A 19,683-nucleotide genomic window follows, 5' to 3' on the forward strand; every position below is an offset into this window, starting at 1 on the left:
CGCAGAGGCGCAGAGGACGCAGAGGGGTTGCGACTGCCGCGACAGCGTCTCTTGACCGCTATGGGCAGAAAGGTGACGTCTCCCGATCGCAACCGCTCCGCGCCGTCCGCGCCTCCGCGTGAAGCTAAGCCGCCCGCTTCCGCCCGTACCGCCCCCACGTAAACCGCGACGACAGCGCGAAATTCCACACCGCGCCGACCGCAATGCCGGCGAGCGCGGGGAGCGCCCATGCCCCGCCGCGCACGTCGTACAGGAACGCCGCGACGCCGACATTGGCGACCGCCCCGACCGAGCACACCGCGCAGAACGACACCCAGCCGTCCACCAGCGCCCGCGCGCCCCGCAGCCGCCGGTCGCGATAGGTCAGCAGGTTGTTGAGGAAGAAGTTGAACGTCATCGCCGCCACCGTCGCGACGATCGTCGCCGCGATGAAGCCGGCGCCGAGTTCGAGGCAGGCACCCAGCGCCAGCAGATGCACGATCGCCCCCGCCGCGCCGATCGCGGAGAACATGACGAAGCGCACCGGCACCACCCGCCCGAACATCCGGTCGTACAGCGCGATGAGATATTCGAGCGCCACGACATGGTCGAGCTTGCTCTCCCCCACCGCGCGGGTACGGAAGACATAGGGGAGCTCGACGAACTTCAGCGGCTGCGGCGCGGCGGTGAGGATGTCGAGCAGGATCTTGAACCCGATCCCCGACAGTCGCGGCACGACGCCGCGCACCGCTTCGCCCCGGATCATGAAGAACCCGCTCATCGGGTCGGACAGATCGGCCTTCAGCACGCGGCGCGACAGGCGGGTGGCGAGTGCCGACTTGGCGACGCGATCGGCATCCCATGCGCCGGTCCCGCCGCCCGCGACGAAGCGCGATCCGATCACGAGGTCGAGGCTCGGGTCGGCGACCAGCGCCGCCGCCATCTGCGGCAACAGCGCCTCGTCATGCTGCAAATCGCCGTCGATCACCGCGACGAGCGGTGCGGCGGTGGCGCACATCCCCTCGATACAGGCGGTCGACAGCCCGCGCCGGCCGATGCGGTGGAGCACGCGGATGCGCGGGTCGTGGCGGGCGACCGCCCGCACCACGTCGGCGGTGCCGTCGGGGCTGTCGTCGTCGACGAAGATCGCCTCCCACGCAATGCCCGCCAACGCCGCATCGAGCGCGGCGACGAGGAGCGGCACGTTGCCGCGCTCGTTAAAGACGGGGACGACGATGGCGAGCTCGAGGGGAGTCATGTCCGCGCTACCGTACCCCCGCGCAGGCCGGGGTCCAGTGCCGCAGGCGATGTCGTTCGTGGCCCTGGATCCCCGCCTGCGCGGGGATACGGTAGCGCATGCGGATCACAATGCCGCCAGCACCGCGTTCGTCATGTCCTGCGTCGTCGCTGTGCCGCCCAGATCAGGGGTGCGATGGCCGGCGACCAGCGCCGCCGTCACCGCCGCCTCGATCCGGTCGGCGGCGTCGGCCTGTCCCAGCGAGTGGCGCAGCATCATCGCCGCCGACAGGATCGTCGCCAGCGGGTTCGCCTTGCCCTGCCCCGCGATATCGGGGGCCGAACCATGGATCGGTTCGTACAGGCCCTTCCTGTCCTGATTGATCGCGGCGGAAGGCAACATGCCGATCGATCCGGCGCACATGCTCGCCTGATCCGACAATATGTCGCCGAACAGGTTGCCGGTGACGATCACGTCGAACTGGCCGGGGTTGCGCACCAGCTGCATCGCGGCATTGTCGACATACATGTGGGTCAGCGCGACGTCGGGATAGTCGGCCGACACCTCGATCACCACGTCGCGCCACAGCTGCGACGTTTCGAGCACGTTCGCCTTGTCGACCGAACACAGCTTGTGGTTGCGGGTCCGGGCGGTCTCGAACGCGACGCGGGCGATGCGCGCGACCTCGGCCTCGTCATAGCGCATCAGGTCGTGGCCCTCGCGCAGGCCGTCGGCGGTCGTGCCGCGGCCCTTGTCGCCGAAATACACGTCGCCGGTCAGTTCGCGCACGATCACCATGTCGATCGCGGCGGCGACTTCGGGGCGCAGCGCCGAGGCGTCCTCCAGCCCGGCGAACAGCTTGGCCGGGCGCAGATTGGCGAACAGGCCCAATGCCTTGCGCAGGCCGAGAATCGCCTGTTCGGGGCGATGCCCGCGCGCGACATTGTCGAATTCGGGATCGCCGACCGCACCGAACAGCACTGCATCGGCACGCTGCGCCAGATCGAGCGTCGCGGGCGGCAGCGGATGGCCGTGCGCGCGATAGGCGGCACCGCCGACCGGCGCTTCCTCGAACGTCAGGCCGAGGTCCAGCGCATCCAGCACCTGCCGCGCCGCCGCCACCACTTCCGGTCCGATCCCGTCGCCGGGCAATATCGCGATCAAAGCCATCATATCATCCATGGTTCGCGCACGAAGATTGCGCGGTTGCGCTCCTGCCCCATGGCGGGCGGGTCACGCAACCGTCCTTTTCAATCGCTCGACCAGCCGGGTGCGCGCGGCCAGCACGTCCTGCCCGCGCAACCCCAGCAGGTCGCGCGACAGGAAATGCCCCGACAGCGCCAGCCCGTCGAACGCCGCGTCCCAGCTTGCCGGTCCGCCCGTGGTCAGGAAGGCGGGCAGCGGCAACAGCCGGTGTTCGAGCCCGGTCGCCGCCGCGCGCGACACCGCGCCGCCGCTCTTGGGGCTGACATGGGTCAGGTCTTCGCCCACACCGGTCGCGACACATTCGTCGAGCGACAGGCCGAAACCCAGTTCGGACAGGATCAGCAATTCGGTGCGCACCAGCCCGCCGACCCAGTCGCGCGCGCCCGGCGCCGCCGCGATCGCCGCCAGCAGTCCGTCGAGCGCGGCATGGATGCGGGGATAGGGCTGCGCCTCGGGCAGCGCATAGGCTGTGAGCGCGCACATCCAGTCGATCGCGGCGGCGGCCAGCGGCTCGGCGAACAGCGGCGCACGGCTGTCGATCAGCTCGACGGTCAGCGCCGCCAACTGCGTATCGGTCCGCGCCCGCCAGTCGCCGCGGATCAGGTTGCCGGGTTGCAGGATCGGCCGGATCGCCCGACTCCGCCCGCCGCGGACATAACCGGGCTGGACGCCGGCGTGTTCGGTCAGCGCCCGCACGATCGCGCCATGCTCGCCGTGCGGACGCGCGGAGAGCAGGATCGCGGTAGTGGTCAGGTGCATGGGGTGGGTTTAGCAGGGGATCGCAAACGGAGGTAACCGCAATCGATCATGTACGTTTGCTTGCGCGAAACACCCGTTCCGACCGCCTTGCATTCCCCAATGCCGCCATCCGCCGCCATTCGAATGCCAGCGTCGCACAAACGCTCAGTACGACCCCCGTCAGTATCAACAGTCCAGCCCCGTCATAGTCGATCGACTCGATCGCTAGCGCCGACAGACCGAGCAGGATCAGCGGAATGCAGGCGAGCAACCGATGGCGCGCGGTTTGCGAGCCGACCCATCCGACCCTTATCCATTCCCGATCGGCCATGCGCACCACGCGTCGGATCATCAACGTAATCCTTTCCGATCAATACCTTTCGCGTAGAGGTTCGCCTCGCCCAAGGGCAACGCCTTCCTGCTGGACAATTCTATCGTCATTCCCGCGCAGGCGGGAATCCATATGCGCCAACGTTCGCGATCGATCCTCGACCGCTGCGTGTATGGATCCCCGCCGGCGCGAGGATGACGATCATTCAGGGTTGTGGCTTTCCTACACTAGCCCGGCCATGCCATCTTCCGTTCGGCTGTTTGAATCAGTGGATTACTCGGTCGAACGCACGCAACGTCCGGCCAGTTCGCACAATGCGCACGAGTGTGACTTTCGTGACCTTTGGACCGCGCTACCCCCGCCGCACCCGCGCCACCAGCCGCCCGACCACCGGCCACTCCCGCGCCCGCTTCACTCGTGCCACGCCGCCATCGAACGCGCGCAACCCCGCCACCGTCGCCCGATTGGCGATCGTCCCGCGCAGCAGCAGCAGGTCGGCGCAGGGGGTGCCGCCGGTCGAGAACTGGCGCTTGTGCTGCCCCTCGCCCTCGGTGAAGTCGAAGCGCTGTGCCACGGGGTCGGCGAACAGGGTACGGAACGCTTCCATGTGCAGCACGCTGCCCGGCGACCAGTCGCTCCATGCCGGATCGTGGCCGACATAGTCGTAGCGGACGTCGCCCTGCGCCATCGGGCAGTAGAGATAGGCGATCGGAGTGCCCCCCACGAACAGCAGCCAGCCGAACGCCTCGCCCGCAGCACCCTTGCCCTGCATGCCCGCGCGGAACGCCGTTGTGTCGGGCAGGCCGGCGCCCAAGAGCTTTTCCTGATAGGTCCGCGCCGCGACCCGGCGGGCAAGGCCGTGGAACTCGGCCAGTTCGGCCGGGGTGCGATAGGTGCGGACGTCGAGGCTGCCGTCGTTCGCCTCGGCCAGCTTTTTCGCCTTGCGCTTCAGGCCGGAGCGGGCGTTGCCCGACAGGCCGGCGAACCAAGCGTCGAAGCCGGTGGTCAGGTCGGTGTGATAGCGGGTGTAGTGTTGCCGGACGAAGGCGATGCCGCGCTCGGGGCGGAGCGCATCCAGCAACGGTTCGGGCAACGAGGTGACCGACCAGCCGTCCGCCCTGCGCGGCAGCGGCGGCAGCGCGGGCGCTTCGCCCGACAGCACGTCGCGCAGTTCGAGCGGTACGCGGACCAGCCGGCGGCGGACCGAAAACAGCGTGCGCGCGCCGATCTGGAACTTCAGCGGCCAGCGCTCGGCGACGCTCACGCCGCGCGTTCCTCGACGATGTTCGACCAGAGCTGTTCCACCTGTCGCCACCGGGTGCGCACGGCACTGGCGGGCAGCGGGCGGTCGTCCTGCCCCAGCCGCAGCACCGGGCGGTCGCGGAAATGGGTGGTAGGCAGCGCGTCGGCGCGCCCGGCCAGCGTCGCGCACAGCGCCTCGAACCGGCGGACATGGACGCGATTGGCGCGCGTCCCCTGCCGGTTGGCGAGTTCGAAGCCGTGGCTGACGATCGTCACCGCCGCATGATCGTTCGCGGCGGCATGGGCGAGCGCGGCGCGCATCTCCGCCGCCGACAGCGCGCAGATCTGGAAATGCCGCCGTCCGCCGCCCGGCATGGCGATGGTGGTGACCGGCAGCTCGATCATCCCGCGATGCGCGACCGGCGCGATCAGCCCGGGCGGCAGGGAGATCGCGCTGGGCCATGGATGGTGCGCGCCATTGTGACTGCTGTCATAGGCGAAGCCGAGCGCCGCCAGCGCATCGATCGTGGCGTCGTCGGCGCTGTAGCTGCCGGCGCGGAACGCCACCGGATCGGACGCGCCCGCCGCACGCAGCAGGTCGCGCGCCTCGCCCAGCAGGTCCTGCTGCTCCTGCCGCGACAGGTCGACCAGTTCGAACCGGCCATGCGCCTGCCCCCGGTCGCCGACCGCCGCGCCTACCCAGTTGGGGTGCAGGTGCAGCTGTACCTCCTGCCCGGCCGTCAGGATCGCCTCGACCGTCGGGGCGATGGCACCCATGCCATAGAGCCGCGCGGGCAGCGGATCGACGAAGAAACATGCCTTCAGCCCATGCGCGCGCAACCGTTCGAGCTGCCACGTCACCCCGACCCCGGCGGGTTCGAGCGATCGGGCGATAACGGTATCGGCCGGCAGGGCGGCGGCGTGGTGCCGCCACATCAATTCGGTGTCGATGGTGAGGAAGACCGGCGTCGCCATAGGCAATGTCCTGCACGATTCCGCGTAAAAATCCCATGAAGCGCAACCGGTCGCGCCCGAATAATTCGTACGCCATGCACCAACGCGCCGTTAACCACGCTATCTCGCACGTGCGGCATATTGTTTCTGTATCGTAACATATTTGCCCCCGCAAAATGCGTGAAATCGGGCTTTTCCAACTGGAACAGGAATGGCAGACGCCACGTTGGCGAGCGTAACTTTATTACCGGAGGGCTGGATGATCGACGACATCGACCGCACCGACGCCATCTTTCTCGTCGCGCGGCACGGTCGCGAGGCGCCCAAGGTGGCGGGATCGCACAGCGCCTGCGCCACGAGCCGCGGCGACACGGGCGAGGCGCGCCGCTGGCGCGCGATCCGCAGTTTCATCCAGCGGGGGATCGGACAGGCCTGACGGCGTTGCGTCCGATCGGTTCGATCTGAACGAACGTCATCCGGGCACAGGCTGGGATCTCCCCGTAGTGCACGCAGCAGGATCCGCTGGAGACCCCAGCCTGCGCCGGGGTGACGTTCGTGGCGCGGGGCTATCCGTCCGGTTGCGGGGGCGTGCCTACCCAGTCGTTCCACTCGACGATCGCCGCCGCCGTCTCCTGACGCAACCCGGCCCGCGCCGTCTCGTCGATCGCATGACGCAGCGCACCGTGGCAGGTCGCCGCGACGTCGATCCCCGCTGCCTGTGCCTGCGCGACCAGCGCGACGTCGAGCGCGACGTCAGCGGGCGTGGAAGAAGTCATAGACCCCCTGCGCCATCGCCCGGCTGACTCCAGGCGCCTTTTGCAGATCCTCGAGACTGGCGTTGCGCACCGCGCGGGCGGTGCCGAAGTGCATCAGCAGCGCCTTTTTCCGTGCCGGCCCGATGCCGGGCACGTCGTCGAGCGGACTCGCGCCGATCGCCTTCGACCGCTTGTCGCGGTGCGCGCCGATGACGAAGCGGTGGACCTCGTCGCGCAGTCGCTGAAGATAGAACAGCACCGGCGAGTTGACCGGCAGCGTCAGTTCGCGCCCGTCCATCAGGTGGAACACCTCGCGCCCGTCGCGGCCGTGATGCGGGCCCTTCGCCACCCCCACCATGCAGACGTCCTCGATGCCGAGGTCCTCCAGCACCGCCTTCGCCGCGCTCAACTGTCCCTTGCCCCCGTCGATCAGGACGAGGTCGGGCCAGCCATTGCCGTCGCGGTCGATCTCGCGGTCGGGATTTTCCTCCTGCGCGCGGGCGAAGCGGCGGGTCAGCACCTCCTTCATCATCGCGAAGTCGTCGTTGGTCTGCGCCTGCTTGATGTTGAACTTGCGATACTGGCCCTTGCGGAAGCCCTCCGGCCCGGCGACGACCATCGCGCCCAGCGCGTTCGTCCCCTGGATATGGCTGTTGTCGTACACCTCGATCCGGTTCGGCGGCCCCTCCAGCTCGAACAGGTCGGCGACCTCGCGCAGCAGCCTGGCCTGCGTCGTCGATTCGGCGTTGCGCCGTTCCAGCGCCTCCTCGGCATTGCGCTTCGCCTGATCGAGCAGGCGGCGGCGCACCCCGCGCTGCGGGACCGACAGCGCGACCTTGAACCCGGCGCGCTCGGCCATCGCCTCGGCCAGCACCTCGCCTTCCGCCAGATCGCGGTCGACGAAGACGTTGCGCGGCGGCGGGACCTCTTCGTAGAACTGCATCAGGAATGCCGACATCACCTCGTCCTCGGGCACGTCGTTGGTGTGCGCCGGGAAGAAGCTGCGATGGCCCCAGTTCTGGCCACCGCGGATGAAGAACGCCTGGATGCCGATCGTCCCCTCGCGCGCGGCCATGGCGAAGATGTCGGCGTCGCCGACGCCATCGGCGTTGATCGCCTGACTGCCTTGGATGAATGTCAGCGCCTTCAGCCGGTCGCGCAGCACGGCGGCGAGTTCGAAGTCCTGTCGCTCCGCCGCCGCCTGCATCTGCACGCCCAGCTTCGCCTGCACCCTGGTCGACTTGCCGCCGAGAAAATCCTTCGCGTCGGCAATCAGCTCGGCATAGGCGTCCTGATCGATGCGCCCCACGCACGGGGCCGAACAGCGCTTGATCTGGTACAGCAGGCACGGCCGGTCGCGCGTCTTGAAGAAGCCGTCGGTGCACGAGCGCAGCAGGAACAGCTTCTGCAGCGCGTTCAGCGTCTGCGTCACCGACCCGGCACTGGCGAAGGGGCCATAATAATTGCCCTTCGCCCGGCGGGCGCCGCGATGCTTCTGGATGCGCGGAAAGTCGTGATCGGCGCGCAGCAGGATGAACGGGAACGACTTATCGTCGCGCAGCAACACGTTGTAGGGCGGACGATAGCGTTTGATGAGCTGCGCTTCGAGCAGCAGCGCCTCCGCCTCGTTGTTGGTGGTGACGATCGTCATCGACCGGGTCTGCGACACCATCCGCTGCAACCGCCTGGTCAGGCGGGTGACCTGCGTATAGTTCGCCACGCGGTTCTTGAGCGCGCGCGCCTTGCCGACATACAGCACCTCGCCGCGCGCATCCTGCATCCGGTAGACGCCCGGGCGCACGGGCAGCGTCGCCAGCACGTTGCGGATCGCGGCGACCCCGGCGTCGATGTCCGGCGCATCCGACCCGCGCACGGTGAAGCTGGCCTTGTCCTCGTGGAAGCGATTGGGGGCGTTGGGGGTTTCCGACATTGCCGCCGATTTAGGACGTGCCGGGCGGTTGCGCCAGTCGGTGCAAAGCGATCGCACCCCGCCGCAGACGTCGCCCCAGCGCAGGCTGGGGCATTCCCGTTGCAAGGACGCGGAAAGAACCGGGGAATATCCCAGCCTGCGCTGGGATGACGTCTGCGGCCAAACGGAAAAGAGCTACCCCGCCCGCGCCGCCGCGATGATCCGCAAGCCCCGCACCGCATCGGCCGGATCGACCGGCACCTCGCCCCCGCCGCGGATGGCGTCGCGCATCGCGCGGTAATAGCCGCGCCAGTTGCCGGCCTCCGACCGGACCGGACGGGCATTGCCCTCTGCGTCGGTCAGCAGCCCCCACGCGCTGTCGAGTTCGATGCCATAGCCGTTGTCAGTCGGCATGCCGCCGGCGCGCAGCACCGCTTCCTGCGGGTCGATGCCGTATTTGACGAAGCTGCCCTTCGTCCCGTGTAGCGCGAAGCGGGGGCGCGGCGCGGCGACCAGCGAGGCCGAGCCGATCGTCACGCGGCGATCGCCATAGCGCAGCACGATCTCGAAATAGTCGTCGACGCCCGCAGCCGGACGCTGCGTCAGCACATCGCCCGCGACCGCGTCGGGCATGCCGAACAGGCGGATCGCCTGATCGATCATATGCGGGCCGAGGTCGTTAAGCAGCCCGCTACCCGGGCCGCCCTCCTCGCGCCAGCCGGGCTTGATCGCCGGGCGGAACCGGTCCCAACGGAACTCGGCCAGCAGCACCTCACCCAGCGCCTCCTCGCGCAGCAGGCGCTCGACGGTCAGGAAGTCGCTGTCCCAGCGACGGTTGTGGAACACGCTGAGCAGCCGTCCGGTGCCGCGTGCCAGCTGCACCAGCGCGACCGCATCGGCATCGTCGATGGCGAGCGGCTTGTCGACGACGACATGCCGTCCGGCGGCCAGCGCCGCCTGCGCCAGCGGGGCGTGGCTGTTATTGGGAGTGGCAATGACGATCAGGTCGAGACCGTCGTCGGCGATCAGCGCCGCCGGATCGGCATGGCGCACCGCCTGAGGAAAGCGATCGGTCGGGCGCGACGTGGCGATCGCCGCCAGTTCCATCCCCTCGACGCCCGCGATCAGCGGCGCGTGGAACGACGCGCCGGCCAGGCCGAACCCGATCAGGCCGACGCGCACCATGTCAGTTCAGCTTGGCCAGTTCGGCCGCAACCTTCGCGACCTGTTCGTCGGTGATGCGGCCATTGGCATAGGGCTGCACCTGCTTCAGGCTCATGCCCTTGAACATCGCATAGGATTCGTGCGCGACCATGCCGGGGAAGTTGGCATCGAGGATCGCCTTGCCCTTCGGATTCGCGGCGATCGTCTCGATGCTGCTGTCGATGGTCAGCCTGGCGGCGGCCGGCGCCGGAGCGGGGGCGGAGGTCGGTGCGGTCTGGGCGACAACGGCGACCGGGGTCGCGATCAGCATGGCAGTCATCAGGAATTTCACAGGGAACTCTCCATGGGCATGGTGCCCATGCAGGACTTAGCGCCCCGTCCCGCCCTCGCCAAGCGGCGCGCGTCCGTCGGCCGGTGGCGCGTGCCGCCGCCACGGCGCTTCGCCGTCATCTGCCCGCATCGTGGCGGCGGCGGCGCGATCACGCCTGCGCAAACAGCTTCGTGCCGACGACGCCGACCACGATCAGCACCATGAACCCGGCCTGCAGCGGCGCGATCCGTTCGCCGAACAGCACCGCGCCGCCGATGATGACGCCGACCGCACCCAGCCCGGTCCACACCGCATAGGCGGTACCGGCGGGAATGCCGCGCATCGCCAGCGCCAGCAGTCCCATGTTCACGAACGACAGGGTGATCGGCACGGTGGAGGCGAGCAGCGTCCCCTGCCCCGCCGCCCATTTCAGGCTGAGCGCCCAGATGATTTCACACACGACCGCAACCGCGAGAATGGCCCATGCCATATCGCTTTCTCCATTTGCGGGCTCGGAACGGGAAGGGCACGGCCGGAAACCCGAAAGAGGCCGTGCGAAACGTCAGTCCAGCGGCGGACCGAACCGGTTGGGTCCGGGGTCGCTCGGCCGGCACAGCTGCACGACTAGGAGGGCGAGCGCCGCAAGGTACAGGATGTTGTTCAGGAACAGCACGACGAACGGTACGACATCCGGCTCGGCCGGCGAGAAGCCGACGCGGCCGAACACGACGATCATCGCGATCAAACCGGTGGCGAGAAATGGCAGCGGCAGCAGCCCCCACCAGCCTCGACGCCCCGAATCGTGCAATCGCCGCACGACCGCCGCCGCGAGCAGCAGGACCGACAGCAGCGCGACGATCGCGACGACGGGCATGAACCCGCGCATCGGCTCCAGCATCAGTTCGGGCGGAACCGGCCCGTCGATCTGCACGGAATACTGGCCCGGTCCAGAGGTGACCGTGGCCCGATCGGGGTGGGCGGCAGCGAACGCCGCCATGTTGCGTACGATGCCGAAGACCATCGGCACGCCCGCAGCCATCCCCGCGATCATGTTCAAGACCATGACACAGGCAACCCACGGCCAGAACAGCCGCCGCGGTTCGCGACCGGACCATTGGGTCAGCCGCGTCAGCTGAAACCGCGGGGTCCGGTGCGACGCCATCAGTTCAGCCGGTTGCCACCCAGCCCGGCGATGGTGCGGTCGACCAGCGCGCGATCGGCATCGCCGGTCAGGTGCGTGGAGATCAGCGCGCCGGCGGCCTTGGCGGCGGCATCGGCGGCGGTCGCGCGGACCTCGGCGATAGCGGCGCGTTCGGCGGCGGCGATCTTGTCGGTCGCCATCTTCGCGCGGCGCTGGGTCAGGTCGGCGGCGTCGGCCTCGGCCTTGGCCAGCAGGCCCTGCGCCTCGGCTTCGGCATGGGCGACCATCTCGGCGGCCTGCGCCTCGATCCCGGCGATCTTTGCGGTATATTCGTCGCGCAGCGCCTCGGCCTCGGCACGCAGCGTGCGCGCTTCGTCGAGGCGGGTACGGATCGCGGCGATCTGTCCGTCGAGCAGGCGACCGATCACGGCGGGAACGCCCTTCACGACCAGCACGATCAGGAAGATCAGCATCGCCGCGCTGACCCATGCGGTGCCGTCGAGGCCCAGCGCGGTCGGATCGGGATGGTTGGCGCCGGTCACGCTGCCATGCTCGCTGCCGACGGCATCGCCACCGGTGCGGGGCAGGCCCTCTTCGTGAATCGCTTCGTTCAACGTGGGGCTACCATGCTGGGCGACGTTGGGATTAGCCATGGAGCACCGCCTTCACCGCGCCCTGCGCGTCCTGTTCGCTGACCTGCACGCCCGACACGCGGGCGACGATCGCCTGCGCGGCTTCGGCGGCGACCTGTTCGATCTGACCGAGCGCGGCGCTGCGCTGCTCGGCGATGTCGGCTCCGGCTTGCGCGACGCGCGCCTGCACCTCGGCATTGGCGGCGGCCAGCCGTTCGGCGGTCGCCGCCGCACCCTTGGCACGGGCTTCGGCAAGCAGCTTCTGCGCGGCTTCGCGGCTGGCGTTTTCGCGGGTGCGCCATGCCGCTTCGGTCGCGTCGGCCTCTGCGCGCGCGCGATCGGCGGCGGCGAGGTCGGCGGCGATGCCCTGGTCGCGCTTGTCGACCGTGCCCTGCACCCTGGGCACCATGCCGAGGCCCACGACGAGGAACACGATGCCGAAGGTCAGCACCAGCCAGAAGACCTGCGACCCCCAGGTCGCGGCGAGCTGCTCGATTTGCGGCATGAAACGTCCCGTATTGGTCTGGTCGACCGGGCGCCATCGCCCGGCCGAAACCGGCCCGCAAGGGGCCGGAGATCCGGCGCGGGCAAACCCCGCGCCGGGCGTCACGCTGTTACGCGACGAAGATCAGCAGCACGGCGACGACGAACGCCAGCAGGCCGAGAAGTTCGGCGGCGGCGAAGCCGATGAACATGTTGCCCTGCTGGCCGGCAGCGGCCGACGGGTTGCGCAGCGCGCCCTGCAGGAAAGCGGCGAAGACGTTGCCCACGCCGAGTGCGGCGAGGCCGGCACCGATGGCTGCGAGACCGGCGCCGAGGAACTTGATGGCGTCTGCTTCCATGTCGAAAACTCCCTTGGAAAAATCTGTATGTTGGTTGGGATCAGTGATGGTCGTGCAGGTGCACGGCATCGTTGATGTAGAGCGAGGTCAGCAGCGCGAAGACATATGCCTGCACGCCGGCGACCAGCATTTCGAGGGCCGACACGCCGACCATCAGCGCGAAGCTGGGCACGCTGACCAGCACGCCGATGCCGGCACCGGTCGCGGTCGAATTGATGATGAAGCCCGCCAGCACCTTCAACAGGATGTGGCCCGCGGTCATCGCCACGAACAGTCGCAGCGCGAGACTGAACGGGCGGACCATGAACGACACGAACTCGATCGGTGCGACCAGCAGCAGCACCGGGATCGGCGTGCCCTTCGGCGCGAACAGGCTGAAGAACCGCAGGCCGTGCTTGAACAGGCCGACGACCAGCACGATCGAGAAGCTGGCGATGGCGAGGACGCCGGTCACCGTGAAGTGGCTGGTGACGGTGAACGGGTGCAGCCCGACCAGGCCGAAGGGCAGCAGGCCGACGACGTTGGCGAACAGGATGAACATGAACAGCGAGAAGACATAGGGCAGGTACTTGCGCCCTTCATGCCCGATGTTCGCGGCGAGCAGCTTGTCGATGAAGCCGGTAAAGCCCTCGACCGCCATCTGCCAGCGACCGGGCACCTGCTGCTGCTTCATGCCGCCGATCATGAACACGAACAGCGCGGCCGCCGCGACGATCATCCACAGCGCCGAATTGGTGAACGGCAGGACGTGATCGCCCAGGGGAATGTTGAAGATCGTCTGCACCTCGAACTGGTGCATCGGATCGATCTTGCCTGCCTGCGCCACGTCGCTTCGCCCCGATATGCCAAGGCGCCCGAGGACTGATCAGTCCGGACGCCGGTTCGAAATCCTGATGATATTCCTGAACGCACTGACGATCCCGAGGAACAGCAGCACGAGCAGGAGCCATGGCGAGGTGCCGAGCAGATAGTCGAGGGTTCCCCCGATCACCGCCCCCCCGACCATCCCGCCGATCAGTTCAGCCAGCACGCGATTGCCGAGGCGGTAGTTTTTCTCCCCCGCTTCGTCGCGCGCCTGGCCGGTCCGGATCGCCTCGTCCGTCTTCGCCCGTCGCAATCGCTCATCGAGCGAGGTGATCCGGGCATCTTCGGGCAAGGGGTCTAGTCCGGGCTCGTTCTCCGCCATCATCCCCTCCACGACCTATCGGTCGGGCCGGATATGCGCCGGATGGCGAGCCCGCCAAGGCAGGCGCGCTTTAGGAAGGTGACGGTTTCGAGTCAACCGCAGCGTTCGCGCGGAAAGCTTTCCGGAGGATGAACGAAGGGCGTGGCAATGGTAGAGACGAACTCTACCATTGCCGCCGACTTTCACCGACCGGGATTCGCGCGACATCGGTCCCGCGGTCGACACATCGGCCGCGAAGGAGGTGATTGAACTGGATAACGATACCGCAACCGTCATCATCGGCGTAACTATGCTGATGGTGGCTTTCGCGACCTTGGTGCTGAAAATCATCGAGGTCGCCCGCTCGAAGTAGCGGCGGGACGGGGTCGGCCTGGCAGCCGGCCCCGTAAAGTAGAAGGCCCCGGTCGCTGGCACGACCGGGGCCTGGAGATGTATCCCTGAAATCAGATACCGCATTATCGAGATAGCGCATGATGCGCCTTTTTTCAATCCCTCACACGCAGCGCGGATCACGTTCCGGCGCACCGCCACCGCGGGTTTCCCAGCTGCCGCCCGGCGTCTTGTACTTCTCCCCCGGCCTGGTCTGCGCGATCAGGTTGCAGCCGCTCACGAACGCAAACTGTTCGACGGTCGCGCCGGCCTGTGCGCCGCGGGTATAGGCGGCCTTGCGCTTGATGTTCAGGTCGGCGACCATCGCGCGCAAATCGGCGCTGCCACTGCCGACGACGCCGAGATAGCCGTCGGGCTGCTCGCCGATCTGCCCCGCGGCGCGCGCCGCCTGATAGGCGGGATCGCGCTGCGCCCATGCGGTGCCGGCAATCCCGGCCACCGCGACGAAGGCGGCAACGGCAAGGCCGTATTTGACGAAAGCATGCATGGTCAGAATATCCCTGGATTGTCCTGGATGAGGGTCTTCGCCTCGCCGTCGAGACGATACACCACTTCCTGCGTGATGTTGATGTTCAGATTGATGACGATCGGCTTGTCGGGCGCCGCCACGTTGACGCACCCGGCCGCGAGACATGCGGTGCCGCCGATCATAAAGGCTCTGAACATCGTCACGGTGTCGGTCATGGCACGGTCTCGCTTTCGGAGGGCTGAATGGTGGTGTCGAGCGGTGCGGGTGGCAAGCCCTGTTCGCGGCGGCGCTGTTCGGCCTGCAACGCGGGCAGGTTGCGTTCGATCAGCCGCTTCGGATCGTAGTAATTCTGCACCGAGTCGATCAGCTGGCGGAAGGGCGCCCTGATCCGGACGTTGAACACCAGCGGCAGCTTCGCGAGGCGACGGATCAGGAAGTTGCTGTACGTCCCCTTCCCCTGGCTGACCCCGGCGAAGCGGATCGCGGTCAGCATCTCGCCCGCCAGCGGGCCGTCCATCTCGATCGACAGGCGGCGATAGTCCATCGACTTGAGCGCCTGGAACGCCAGATTGCCCCAGAAGCCGACATCCTCCTTCGACACCTCGCCGACATAGGACAGGTTGCCCGGGCCGCGCGACTGCAGCTTGCCCCCTTCGATCCGGCCGCCATTGGCGTCGAAGATCATCGGCAGCACGCCGTCGAACACGCCCGAGGCGTTGAGGTTGTCGAACTGGAACTGTTGCAGGAACAGCCCGCCGTCGACGCCGGTCACGCGGAAGGTCATGCGGCGTTCGCGATCCTCCGCGAAGTCGAGGATCGTCGGTTCCAGCACCATCTCACCCCCGCCCAGCGGCCAGCGGCCACCGTCGATCTGCACCCGCATCCGTTCGATCAGGCGATAGCGGACGACGCCGTCGGTAACGGCGATGCCCGGATTGACCTCGGCGATGGTCGCGACCTGTCCCGGTGCGGTGACGAGGCCGAGCAGGTCGGTGAAGCGGATCTCGCCCGCCAGCCCGCTCACCGGGCCGAAGGCGGCGGCGAGGTCGGTGCCGGCAGTGCGGAAGGTGCCGGTGCTGGTGACGCCGTCGGGGCTCCACGCGATGTCGCCGCGACCCGATACGGTGCCCTTCACATCGGCCACCACGCCCAGTGTCAGGCGGGTCAGTTCGTTGGGCTGAAGCCCGTCGCCGAAGGTGATGCCCGGCACCGCCAGCACCGCATTGCCGCGGCCAGTGGCGAGGTCGTGGACGATGGTCACGTCGCTGACCTTCACGCCCTTTGCCGGATGCCGCAGCGTACCGCCGGCGCGGATGTCGTTGCCGCTGAGCGTCAGCCTGAAATCGTCGCTGCGCAGCGGTTCGAACCGGGGTTCGGCATCGGCGTCGCGCACGCCGACGTCGCCGTCGAGCGACAGCACCCCGCCGGCCAGCCGCCAGTCGCCCGCCGCCTCGCGGATCAGCAGGGGCACGTTGCCGATCTGCCCCTGCCCCTGCGCAAAGGCGCCGGCGACCGCGCTGCCCGCGATGCGACCGGTCAGCGTGCCGAGGTCGAGGACGCTGACCCGCTCCGGACTGCCGAGCCGGGTCTTCACCTCGCAGAGCGTGAAGCCGAGATCGTTCAGCGCGAAACGGCCGTTCGCCGCCGCAAGCGTGACCGGGGTGCCGCCGAGCGTCCCCTGCAACCGCGTCGCGCCGATCGCGACCCCGCCGCCGATCCGCCCGTTCGCCAGCCGGACCATTGCCCCGTCGACCGCGCACAGCCGCAGCCGCGCGGGATCGAGCGTCAGCGCCGACACGCGCAGGCGGTCGAAGGCGACAGGCACGCAACCCGTATTCACCAGCAGCCGCCCGCCGCCGTCCCAGCGCGCGTCGATCGGCAGCGCGAGGCGGTCGACCCGCCCGCCGCTGAACGGTCCCGACAGTTCGGCGCGGGTCTGGATCGCGGTCGTGCCGTCGGCGGCGGTGCGGAAGCGGACCGGGGCGAGCGCGAGGCGGGCGTCCCCGGCCGCATAGGGCTGTATCGTCGCGGTGCCGGTGACCGGCGCGCCGGGCGCCGCCTGTGCCAGCCGCACGCTGGCCGCCGGCAACCCGCCGCCGCCCGTCGCCAGCGTGCCGTTCAGCGTCACGCCCTTGCCCGACACCCAGCGGACCGGACCGTCGCGCAGCGTCGCGCGCGCGCCGCTGGCAGCGACGAAGGCCAGCCGGTCGATGCGCGCGGCCAGCGGGCGCGCGGCGATGTCGGCGGTCACGTCGAACCGCCGCGCGGCACGGGCCGCCGCGGCGGTCGCGGCGGCGGCGAGCGGCGCGACGGGAGTGCCGGCCGCGCCGTCCCCGATCCGCGCGATCCGGGCGATGGTGGCGGGGTCGAGGCGGCTGCCGCGCGCGCCAACGCGGCCTTCGAACGCGGGCACGCCGCCGACGGCATAGCGTCCGGCGATCGACAGCCCTTCGCCGGTCAGTTGCGGCAGGACGAACGCCTGCGAGGCGAGGTCGAGCGTGCCGGTCGTCCCGCGGGCGCTGCCGTCGAACCCGATCGTGCCGGCGACCCCCGCGACCTGTGCCTGCGGCGCGGCGATCCGTTCAGCATCGATCCGCGCCTTCCCCTGCCAGCGATCGAAGCCGGGGGTGAGACGGACGTCGGCATCGATCACCGGTGCCGCGACCCGCACCTCGCCGCACGCCGCCGCCCGCGCACGGACCGGGCCGGTAAGCGACGGACCGGCGGTCGCGGTGCGCAGCGACAGGTTGGCGGCCAGCCGGTCGATCGCGCAGCCGTTCAGCGCCAGCCGTTCGGACACCGCCGCCAGTTGTCCGGTGAAGCCGTCCGCCAGATTGCCCTGCCCGGCCAGCTTCGCGCCGATCATCCCGTAGGGGGTGGCGAGGCGGATGCGACCGTCCTCCACCGCCACGGTGAAGTCGGGCAGTGCGAACGGCTTGCCCGAAGGCGGCGGCAACAGGCGGTCGATCTGCCCGAACGACACGGTGCCGTCGGGGCGCAGCGTCGCGCGCAGCCGCGCCTGTCCGACGCGGGCGCCGGTGACCCTCGCCCCGTTCAGCGAGACGCTGGTATCGACCTCGATCCAGTCGGCGACAAGATCGGGCGTGCGCGGATCGCCGAGCACGACATCGACCAGCCGCTGCCGCCCCAGCCCGATCTCCGCGACCCGGTAGCGCGCGGCGACGCCGCGCTTTTCCAGTTCGCGGCGGACGACGTTGTCGGCGATCGGCCGGCGCTGCGTCCATAGCAGCGCGGCGACCAGCAGCACGATGCCGCAGACGACCAGCAGCACCTGCGCAAAGCGCCGTCGCTTGCGGCCACGGCGACGCGGCGACGCCACGGCCTCCACCGCCTGCTCGTCGTCACCGCCCAGACCCTTCACTCCGCTGTTCCGTCCCGTTCGTCGCGGCTCCGGCCGCCGGGGTCAAGCGCCAGACGCGCGAAACGGTTCCGGCAGCGCAACGGAAGTTTGCGGCGGATCAGGGTTCGGCGGGCCAAAGGTCACGAAAGTCACACTCGTGCGCATTGTGCGCGGAGCGTGTGCCGCGCTTGTGCCCAAGGCGGCGGATCGACGGCGGGAAAGAGCGATGGACGGCATGGCATGGTCGGGACGTGTAGGACAGCGGCGTTCGTTCGAGGGTAGAGTTCGCCCGGTTGCCGATATTCCTGCCCGGCGTACCGCTTTCTGATTGCGAACGCCCCCTCGCCCTCCGCGTCCCGATCCGCTACGTCACGGCCATGACGACCCCCGAGACCGACGGTACCGGCCATCGTGCGCGCCTGCGCGGGCGGTTGCTGGCGCATGGCGGGGAGGCGCTGCTGGATCACGAGCTGGTCGAGTATCTGCTGGGGCTGGCGATCCTGCGGCGCGACACCAAGCCGCTGGCCAAGACGCTGCTGCACGAGTTCGGCGGGATCGGCGGGTTGCTGACCGCGCAGCCGCTGGCGCTGGGCAAGGTGGCGGGCATGGGCGACGGCGCGGTCGCGGCGATCCGCATCGCGCAGGAAGCCGCGACGCGGATGTTGCAGGCGCAGGTGATCGCCCGGCCGGTGCTGTCGAACTGGCAGGCGCTGCTCGACTATCTCCATGCCGACATGGCGCATCAGGCGGTCGAGCGCATCCGCGTGCTGCACCTGAACAGCCGCAACCTGCTGATCCGCGACGAGCTGGTGGCGGAGGGGACGATCGACGAGGCGCCGATCTATACCCGCGAGGTGATCCGCCGCGCGCTGGACCTGGGGTCGGCGGCGCTGATCCTCGTCCACAACCATCCGAGCGGCGACCACAGCCCCAGCCGGGCGGATATCGACCTGACCCGCACCATCGCCGCGGCGGGCAAGCCGCTGGGCATCACCGTCCACGACCACCTCATCATCGGCGCGAAGGGGCATACGAGCCTGCGCGCCCAGGGAATGATCTGATGCGCACCGAAAAAGAAAAGATGATCGCGGGCGAGCTGTACCATGCCGGCGATGCGGAGCTGGTCGCCGACGTGGCGCGGGCGGCGGCGTGGATGGACCGCTACAATGCGTCGATCGCGATGGCCGCCGATGCGCGCGCGGCGCTGCTGCGCGAGGGGCTGGGGACGGTCGGCGCCAACGTGACGATCCGCCCGCCGTTCCACATCGACTATGGCTACAACATCACCGTCGGCGACGACGTGTTCCTGAACTATGGCTGCGTCATCCTCGACGTGTGCGCCGTGACGATCGGGGACAAGACGCAGATCGGGCCGGGCGTGCAGATCCTGTCCGCCGACCATCCGCGCGACCCGGCGGTGCGGGCGCAGATGCTGGAATTCGGGCGGGCGGTGACGATCGGCCGGAACGTCTGGATCGGCGGCGGGGCGATCCTGTTGCCCGGCGTTACCGTGGGCGACGACGCGCTGATCGGCGCGGGCGCGGTCGTGACGCGCGACGTGCCGGCGGGGGCGACCGTTGTGGGCAATCCGGCGCGGCTGCTGGCGGGGAAGTAGAAGGTCGGTTCACGCGGAGGCGCGGAGACGGGGAGGAGGTGCGCACCGGGCGAGCGGTTCGCGATCGGGAGACGTTTTGCCAGCTTGCCAGCAGAACGGACGACCGCTGCGCGGGGGACGGCGCCACGGACGAACTTCCTCCGCGTCTCCGCGCCTTCGCGTGAACCAACCTTCTTCCTGAGCCCGCGGCGAACGGATCGAAAGAGCCGTGGGAGACCCCAG

25 protein-coding genes are annotated in these 19,683 nt (G+C 69.0%); 5 read left to right on the forward strand and 20 right to left on the reverse strand.

All coding sequences use genetic code 11. The annotated features are described in order from the left end of the window. Positions 1-124: 124 nt before the first annotated feature. The 6 genes from QLH51_RS02990 to QLH51_RS03015 all read right to left on the reverse strand — a co-directional run bounded on the left by QLH51_RS02990 (position 125) and on the right by QLH51_RS03015 (position 5,708). On the reverse strand, positions 125-1,237 hold the full coding sequence (locus QLH51_RS02990) for a glycosyltransferase family 2 protein (RefSeq protein ID WP_125654518.1): 1,113 nt from the start codon (positions 1,235-1,237) through the stop codon (positions 125-127). Between the two features lie 105 nt (positions 1,238-1,342). After that, entirely contained in the window at positions 1,343-2,386 is a 1,044-nt protein-coding gene (leuB, locus tag QLH51_RS02995; protein ID WP_125654516.1) for a 3-isopropylmalate dehydrogenase, read from the reverse strand. A gap of 63 nt (positions 2,387-2,449) precedes the next feature. Beyond that, entirely contained in the window at positions 2,450-3,181 is a 732-nt protein-coding gene (gene recO / locus QLH51_RS03000; RefSeq protein WP_125654514.1) for a DNA repair protein RecO, read from the reverse strand. 46 nt (positions 3,182-3,227) lie between these two features. After that, positions 3,228-3,512 carry a hypothetical protein gene (locus QLH51_RS03005; RefSeq protein ID WP_125654512.1) on the reverse strand — a complete coding sequence of 95 codons (285 nt, stop codon included), beginning with the start codon at positions 3,510-3,512 and terminating at the stop codon, positions 3,228-3,230. Between the two features lie 331 nt (positions 3,513-3,843). Beyond that, positions 3,844-4,755: a GNAT family N-acetyltransferase gene (locus tag QLH51_RS03010; protein ID WP_206428785.1), complete on the reverse strand. Its 912-nt coding sequence runs from the start codon at positions 4,753-4,755 to the stop codon at positions 3,844-3,846. Then, positions 4,752-5,708: a polysaccharide deacetylase family protein gene (locus tag QLH51_RS03015; RefSeq protein ID WP_125654510.1), complete on the reverse strand. Its 957-nt coding sequence runs from the start codon at positions 5,706-5,708 to the stop codon at positions 4,752-4,754. The genes QLH51_RS03010 and QLH51_RS03015 overlap by 4 nt, the downstream gene beginning before the upstream one ends. A gap of 190 nt (positions 5,709-5,898) precedes the next feature. Here QLH51_RS03015 and QLH51_RS03020 point away from each other — a divergent pair, with 190 nt between their 5' ends. Further along, positions 5,899-6,123 (forward strand): hypothetical protein, encoded by a 225-nt coding sequence (locus tag QLH51_RS03020; protein ID WP_125654508.1) that lies wholly within the window; start codon positions 5,899-5,901, stop codon positions 6,121-6,123. Positions 6,124-6,253: 130 nt separating this feature from the next. On the opposite strand, the gene QLH51_RS03025 is transcribed toward QLH51_RS03020, so the two are convergent. The 6 genes from QLH51_RS03025 to QLH51_RS03050 form a co-directional block, all read right to left on the reverse strand. Continuing rightward, on the reverse strand, positions 6,254-6,463 hold the full coding sequence (locus QLH51_RS03025; protein WP_125654506.1) for a type II toxin-antitoxin system CcdA family antitoxin: 210 nt from the start codon (positions 6,461-6,463) through the stop codon (positions 6,254-6,256). Next, complete coding sequence (gene uvrC / locus QLH51_RS03030) at positions 6,441-8,372, reverse strand: excinuclease ABC subunit UvrC (RefSeq protein ID WP_125654504.1); 1,932 nt, start codon at positions 8,370-8,372, stop codon at positions 6,441-6,443. The genes QLH51_RS03025 and uvrC overlap by 23 nt, the downstream gene beginning before the upstream one ends. A 174-nt stretch (positions 8,373-8,546) precedes the next feature. Beyond that, complete coding sequence (locus QLH51_RS03035; RefSeq protein WP_125654502.1) at positions 8,547-9,536, reverse strand: oxidoreductase; 990 nt, start codon at positions 9,534-9,536, stop codon at positions 8,547-8,549. 1 nt (position 9,537) lies between these two features. Then, positions 9,538-9,846: a hypothetical protein gene (locus QLH51_RS03040; RefSeq protein WP_206428784.1), complete on the reverse strand. Its 309-nt coding sequence runs from the start codon at positions 9,844-9,846 to the stop codon at positions 9,538-9,540. A 148-nt stretch (positions 9,847-9,994) separates the two neighbouring features. Next, positions 9,995-10,315 carry a DMT family transporter gene (locus tag QLH51_RS03045; protein ID WP_125654500.1) on the reverse strand — a complete coding sequence of 107 codons (321 nt, stop codon included), beginning with the start codon at positions 10,313-10,315 and terminating at the stop codon, positions 9,995-9,997. A 72-nt stretch (positions 10,316-10,387) separates the two neighbouring features. Then, the gene (locus tag QLH51_RS03050) at positions 10,388-10,888 is read right to left on the reverse strand and encodes a DUF805 domain-containing protein (RefSeq protein WP_241217854.1); all 501 of its coding nucleotides are present in this window, start codon (positions 10,886-10,888) and stop codon (positions 10,388-10,390) included. On the opposite strand from QLH51_RS03050, the gene QLH51_RS03055 reads away from it, so the two are divergent. Continuing rightward, positions 10,833-10,961 carry a hypothetical protein gene (locus QLH51_RS03055; protein ID WP_283514224.1) on the forward strand — a complete coding sequence of 43 codons (129 nt, stop codon included), beginning with the start codon at positions 10,833-10,835 and terminating at the stop codon, positions 10,959-10,961. The two genes, QLH51_RS03050 and QLH51_RS03055, sit on opposite strands and share 56 nt — an antisense overlap. Positions 10,962-10,986: 25 nt before the next feature. Here QLH51_RS03055 and QLH51_RS03060 read toward each other — a convergent pair whose 3' ends face one another. From QLH51_RS03060 to QLH51_RS03080, 5 genes are all read right to left on the reverse strand, one after another. After that, the gene (locus tag QLH51_RS03060; RefSeq protein ID WP_125654496.1) at positions 10,987-11,619 is read right to left on the reverse strand and encodes a F0F1 ATP synthase subunit B family protein; all 633 of its coding nucleotides are present in this window, start codon (positions 11,617-11,619) and stop codon (positions 10,987-10,989) included. Beyond that, positions 11,612-12,103 carry a F0F1 ATP synthase subunit B family protein gene (locus tag QLH51_RS03065; RefSeq protein ID WP_125654494.1) on the reverse strand — a complete coding sequence of 164 codons (492 nt, stop codon included), beginning with the start codon at positions 12,101-12,103 and terminating at the stop codon, positions 11,612-11,614. The genes QLH51_RS03060 and QLH51_RS03065 overlap by 8 nt, the downstream gene beginning before the upstream one ends. 109 nt (positions 12,104-12,212) lie before the next feature. Then, the gene (locus tag QLH51_RS03070; protein WP_055759731.1) at positions 12,213-12,440 is read right to left on the reverse strand and encodes a F0F1 ATP synthase subunit C; all 228 of its coding nucleotides are present in this window, start codon (positions 12,438-12,440) and stop codon (positions 12,213-12,215) included. Between the two features lie 40 nt (positions 12,441-12,480). After that, positions 12,481-13,239, reverse strand: coding sequence for a F0F1 ATP synthase subunit A (locus tag QLH51_RS03075; RefSeq protein WP_283514222.1), 759 nt, complete (start codon positions 13,237-13,239; stop codon positions 12,481-12,483). A gap of 66 nt (positions 13,240-13,305) precedes the next feature. Next, on the reverse strand, positions 13,306-13,626 hold the full coding sequence (locus QLH51_RS03080; RefSeq protein WP_125654687.1) for an AtpZ/AtpI family protein: 321 nt from the start codon (positions 13,624-13,626) through the stop codon (positions 13,306-13,308). Between the two features lie 169 nt (positions 13,627-13,795). On the opposite strand from QLH51_RS03080, the gene QLH51_RS03085 reads away from it, so the two are divergent. Further along, complete coding sequence (locus QLH51_RS03085; RefSeq protein ID WP_125654490.1) at positions 13,796-13,978, forward strand: hypothetical protein; 183 nt, start codon at positions 13,796-13,798, stop codon at positions 13,976-13,978. Positions 13,979-14,119: 141 nt separating this feature from the next. On the opposite strand, the gene QLH51_RS03090 is transcribed toward QLH51_RS03085, so the two are convergent. Genes QLH51_RS03090 through QLH51_RS03100 form a run of 3 tightly spaced genes read right to left on the reverse strand, consistent with a single transcriptional unit; the run spans position 14,120 to position 17,867 of the window. Then, positions 14,120-14,503, reverse strand: coding sequence for a YdbL family protein (locus tag QLH51_RS03090; RefSeq protein WP_125654488.1), 384 nt, complete (start codon positions 14,501-14,503; stop codon positions 14,120-14,122). 2 nt (positions 14,504-14,505) lie between these two features. Continuing rightward, entirely contained in the window at positions 14,506-14,682 is a 177-nt protein-coding gene (locus QLH51_RS03095; protein WP_283514223.1) for a YnbE family lipoprotein, read from the reverse strand. Between the two features lie 14 nt (positions 14,683-14,696). After that, positions 14,697-17,867 carry a YdbH domain-containing protein gene (locus QLH51_RS03100; protein WP_206428782.1) on the reverse strand — a complete coding sequence of 1,057 codons (3,171 nt, stop codon included), beginning with the start codon at positions 17,865-17,867 and terminating at the stop codon, positions 14,697-14,699. Between the two features lie 356 nt (positions 17,868-18,223). Here QLH51_RS03100 and radC point away from each other — a divergent pair, with 356 nt between their 5' ends. Together radC and QLH51_RS03110 are read left to right on the forward strand one after the other, a co-directional pair. Continuing rightward, entirely contained in the window at positions 18,224-18,907 is a 684-nt protein-coding gene (gene radC, locus QLH51_RS03105; RefSeq protein WP_125654485.1) for a RadC family protein, read from the forward strand. Continuing rightward, entirely contained in the window at positions 18,907-19,461 is a 555-nt protein-coding gene (locus QLH51_RS03110; protein WP_125654483.1) for a sugar O-acetyltransferase, read from the forward strand. The genes radC and QLH51_RS03110 overlap by 1 nt, the downstream gene beginning before the upstream one ends. Positions 19,462-19,683: the final 222 nt, after the last annotated feature.

Source organism: Sphingomonas sp. 2R-10 (assembly GCF_030062225.1).
Lineage (GTDB): Bacteria > Pseudomonadota > Alphaproteobacteria > Sphingomonadales > Sphingomonadaceae > Sphingomonas.

Coding starts and splice junctions, on each gene's coding strand:
- QLH51_RS03025 (WP_125654506.1), bottom strand. CDS start 6,463: ATGACTTCTTCCACGCCCGCTGACGTCGCGCTCGACGTCGCGCTGGTC.
- QLH51_RS03050 (WP_241217854.1), bottom strand. CDS start 10,888: ATGGTCTTGAACATGATCGCGGGGATGGCTGCGGGCGTGCCGATGGTC.
- QLH51_RS03110 (WP_125654483.1), top strand. CDS start 18,907: ATGCGCACCGAAAAAGAAAAGATGATCGCGGGCGAGCTGTACCATGCC.
- recO (WP_125654514.1), bottom strand. CDS start 3,181: ATGCACCTGACCACTACCGCGATCCTGCTCTCCGCGCGTCCGCACGGC.
- QLH51_RS03065 (WP_125654494.1), bottom strand. CDS start 12,103: ATGCCGCAAATCGAGCAGCTCGCCGCGACCTGGGGGTCGCAGGTCTTC.
- QLH51_RS03095 (WP_283514223.1), bottom strand. CDS start 14,682: ATGTTCAGAGCCTTTATGATCGGCGGCACCGCATGTCTCGCGGCCGGG.
- uvrC (WP_125654504.1), bottom strand. CDS start 8,372: ATGTCGGAAACCCCCAACGCCCCCAATCGCTTCCACGAGGACAAGGCC.
- QLH51_RS03090 (WP_125654488.1), bottom strand. CDS start 14,503: ATGCATGCTTTCGTCAAATACGGCCTTGCCGTTGCCGCCTTCGTCGCG.
- QLH51_RS03035 (WP_125654502.1), bottom strand. CDS start 9,536: ATGGTGCGCGTCGGCCTGATCGGGTTCGGCCTGGCCGGCGCGTCGTTC.
- QLH51_RS03020 (WP_125654508.1), top strand. CDS start 5,899: ATGGCAGACGCCACGTTGGCGAGCGTAACTTTATTACCGGAGGGCTGG.
- QLH51_RS02990 (WP_125654518.1), bottom strand. CDS start 1,237: ATGACTCCCCTCGAGCTCGCCATCGTCGTCCCCGTCTTTAACGAGCGC.
- QLH51_RS03055 (WP_283514224.1), top strand. CDS start 10,833: ATGCCGAAGACCATCGGCACGCCCGCAGCCATCCCCGCGATCATGTTC.
- QLH51_RS03070 (WP_055759731.1), bottom strand. CDS start 12,440: ATGGAAGCAGACGCCATCAAGTTCCTCGGCGCCGGTCTCGCAGCCATC.
- QLH51_RS03075 (WP_283514222.1), bottom strand. CDS start 13,239: ATGCACCAGTTCGAGGTGCAGACGATCTTCAACATTCCCCTGGGCGAT.
- leuB (WP_125654516.1), bottom strand. CDS start 2,386: ATGGCTTTGATCGCGATATTGCCCGGCGACGGGATCGGACCGGAAGTG.
- radC (WP_125654485.1), top strand. CDS start 18,224: ATGACGACCCCCGAGACCGACGGTACCGGCCATCGTGCGCGCCTGCGC.
- QLH51_RS03045 (WP_125654500.1), bottom strand. CDS start 10,315: ATGGCATGGGCCATTCTCGCGGTTGCGGTCGTGTGTGAAATCATCTGG.
- QLH51_RS03060 (WP_125654496.1), bottom strand. CDS start 11,619: ATGGCTAATCCCAACGTCGCCCAGCATGGTAGCCCCACGTTGAACGAA.
- QLH51_RS03005 (WP_125654512.1), bottom strand. CDS start 3,512: ATGATCCGACGCGTGGTGCGCATGGCCGATCGGGAATGGATAAGGGTC.
- QLH51_RS03015 (WP_125654510.1), bottom strand. CDS start 5,708: ATGGCGACGCCGGTCTTCCTCACCATCGACACCGAATTGATGTGGCGG.
- QLH51_RS03080 (WP_125654687.1), bottom strand. CDS start 13,626: ATGGCGGAGAACGAGCCCGGACTAGACCCCTTGCCCGAAGATGCCCGG.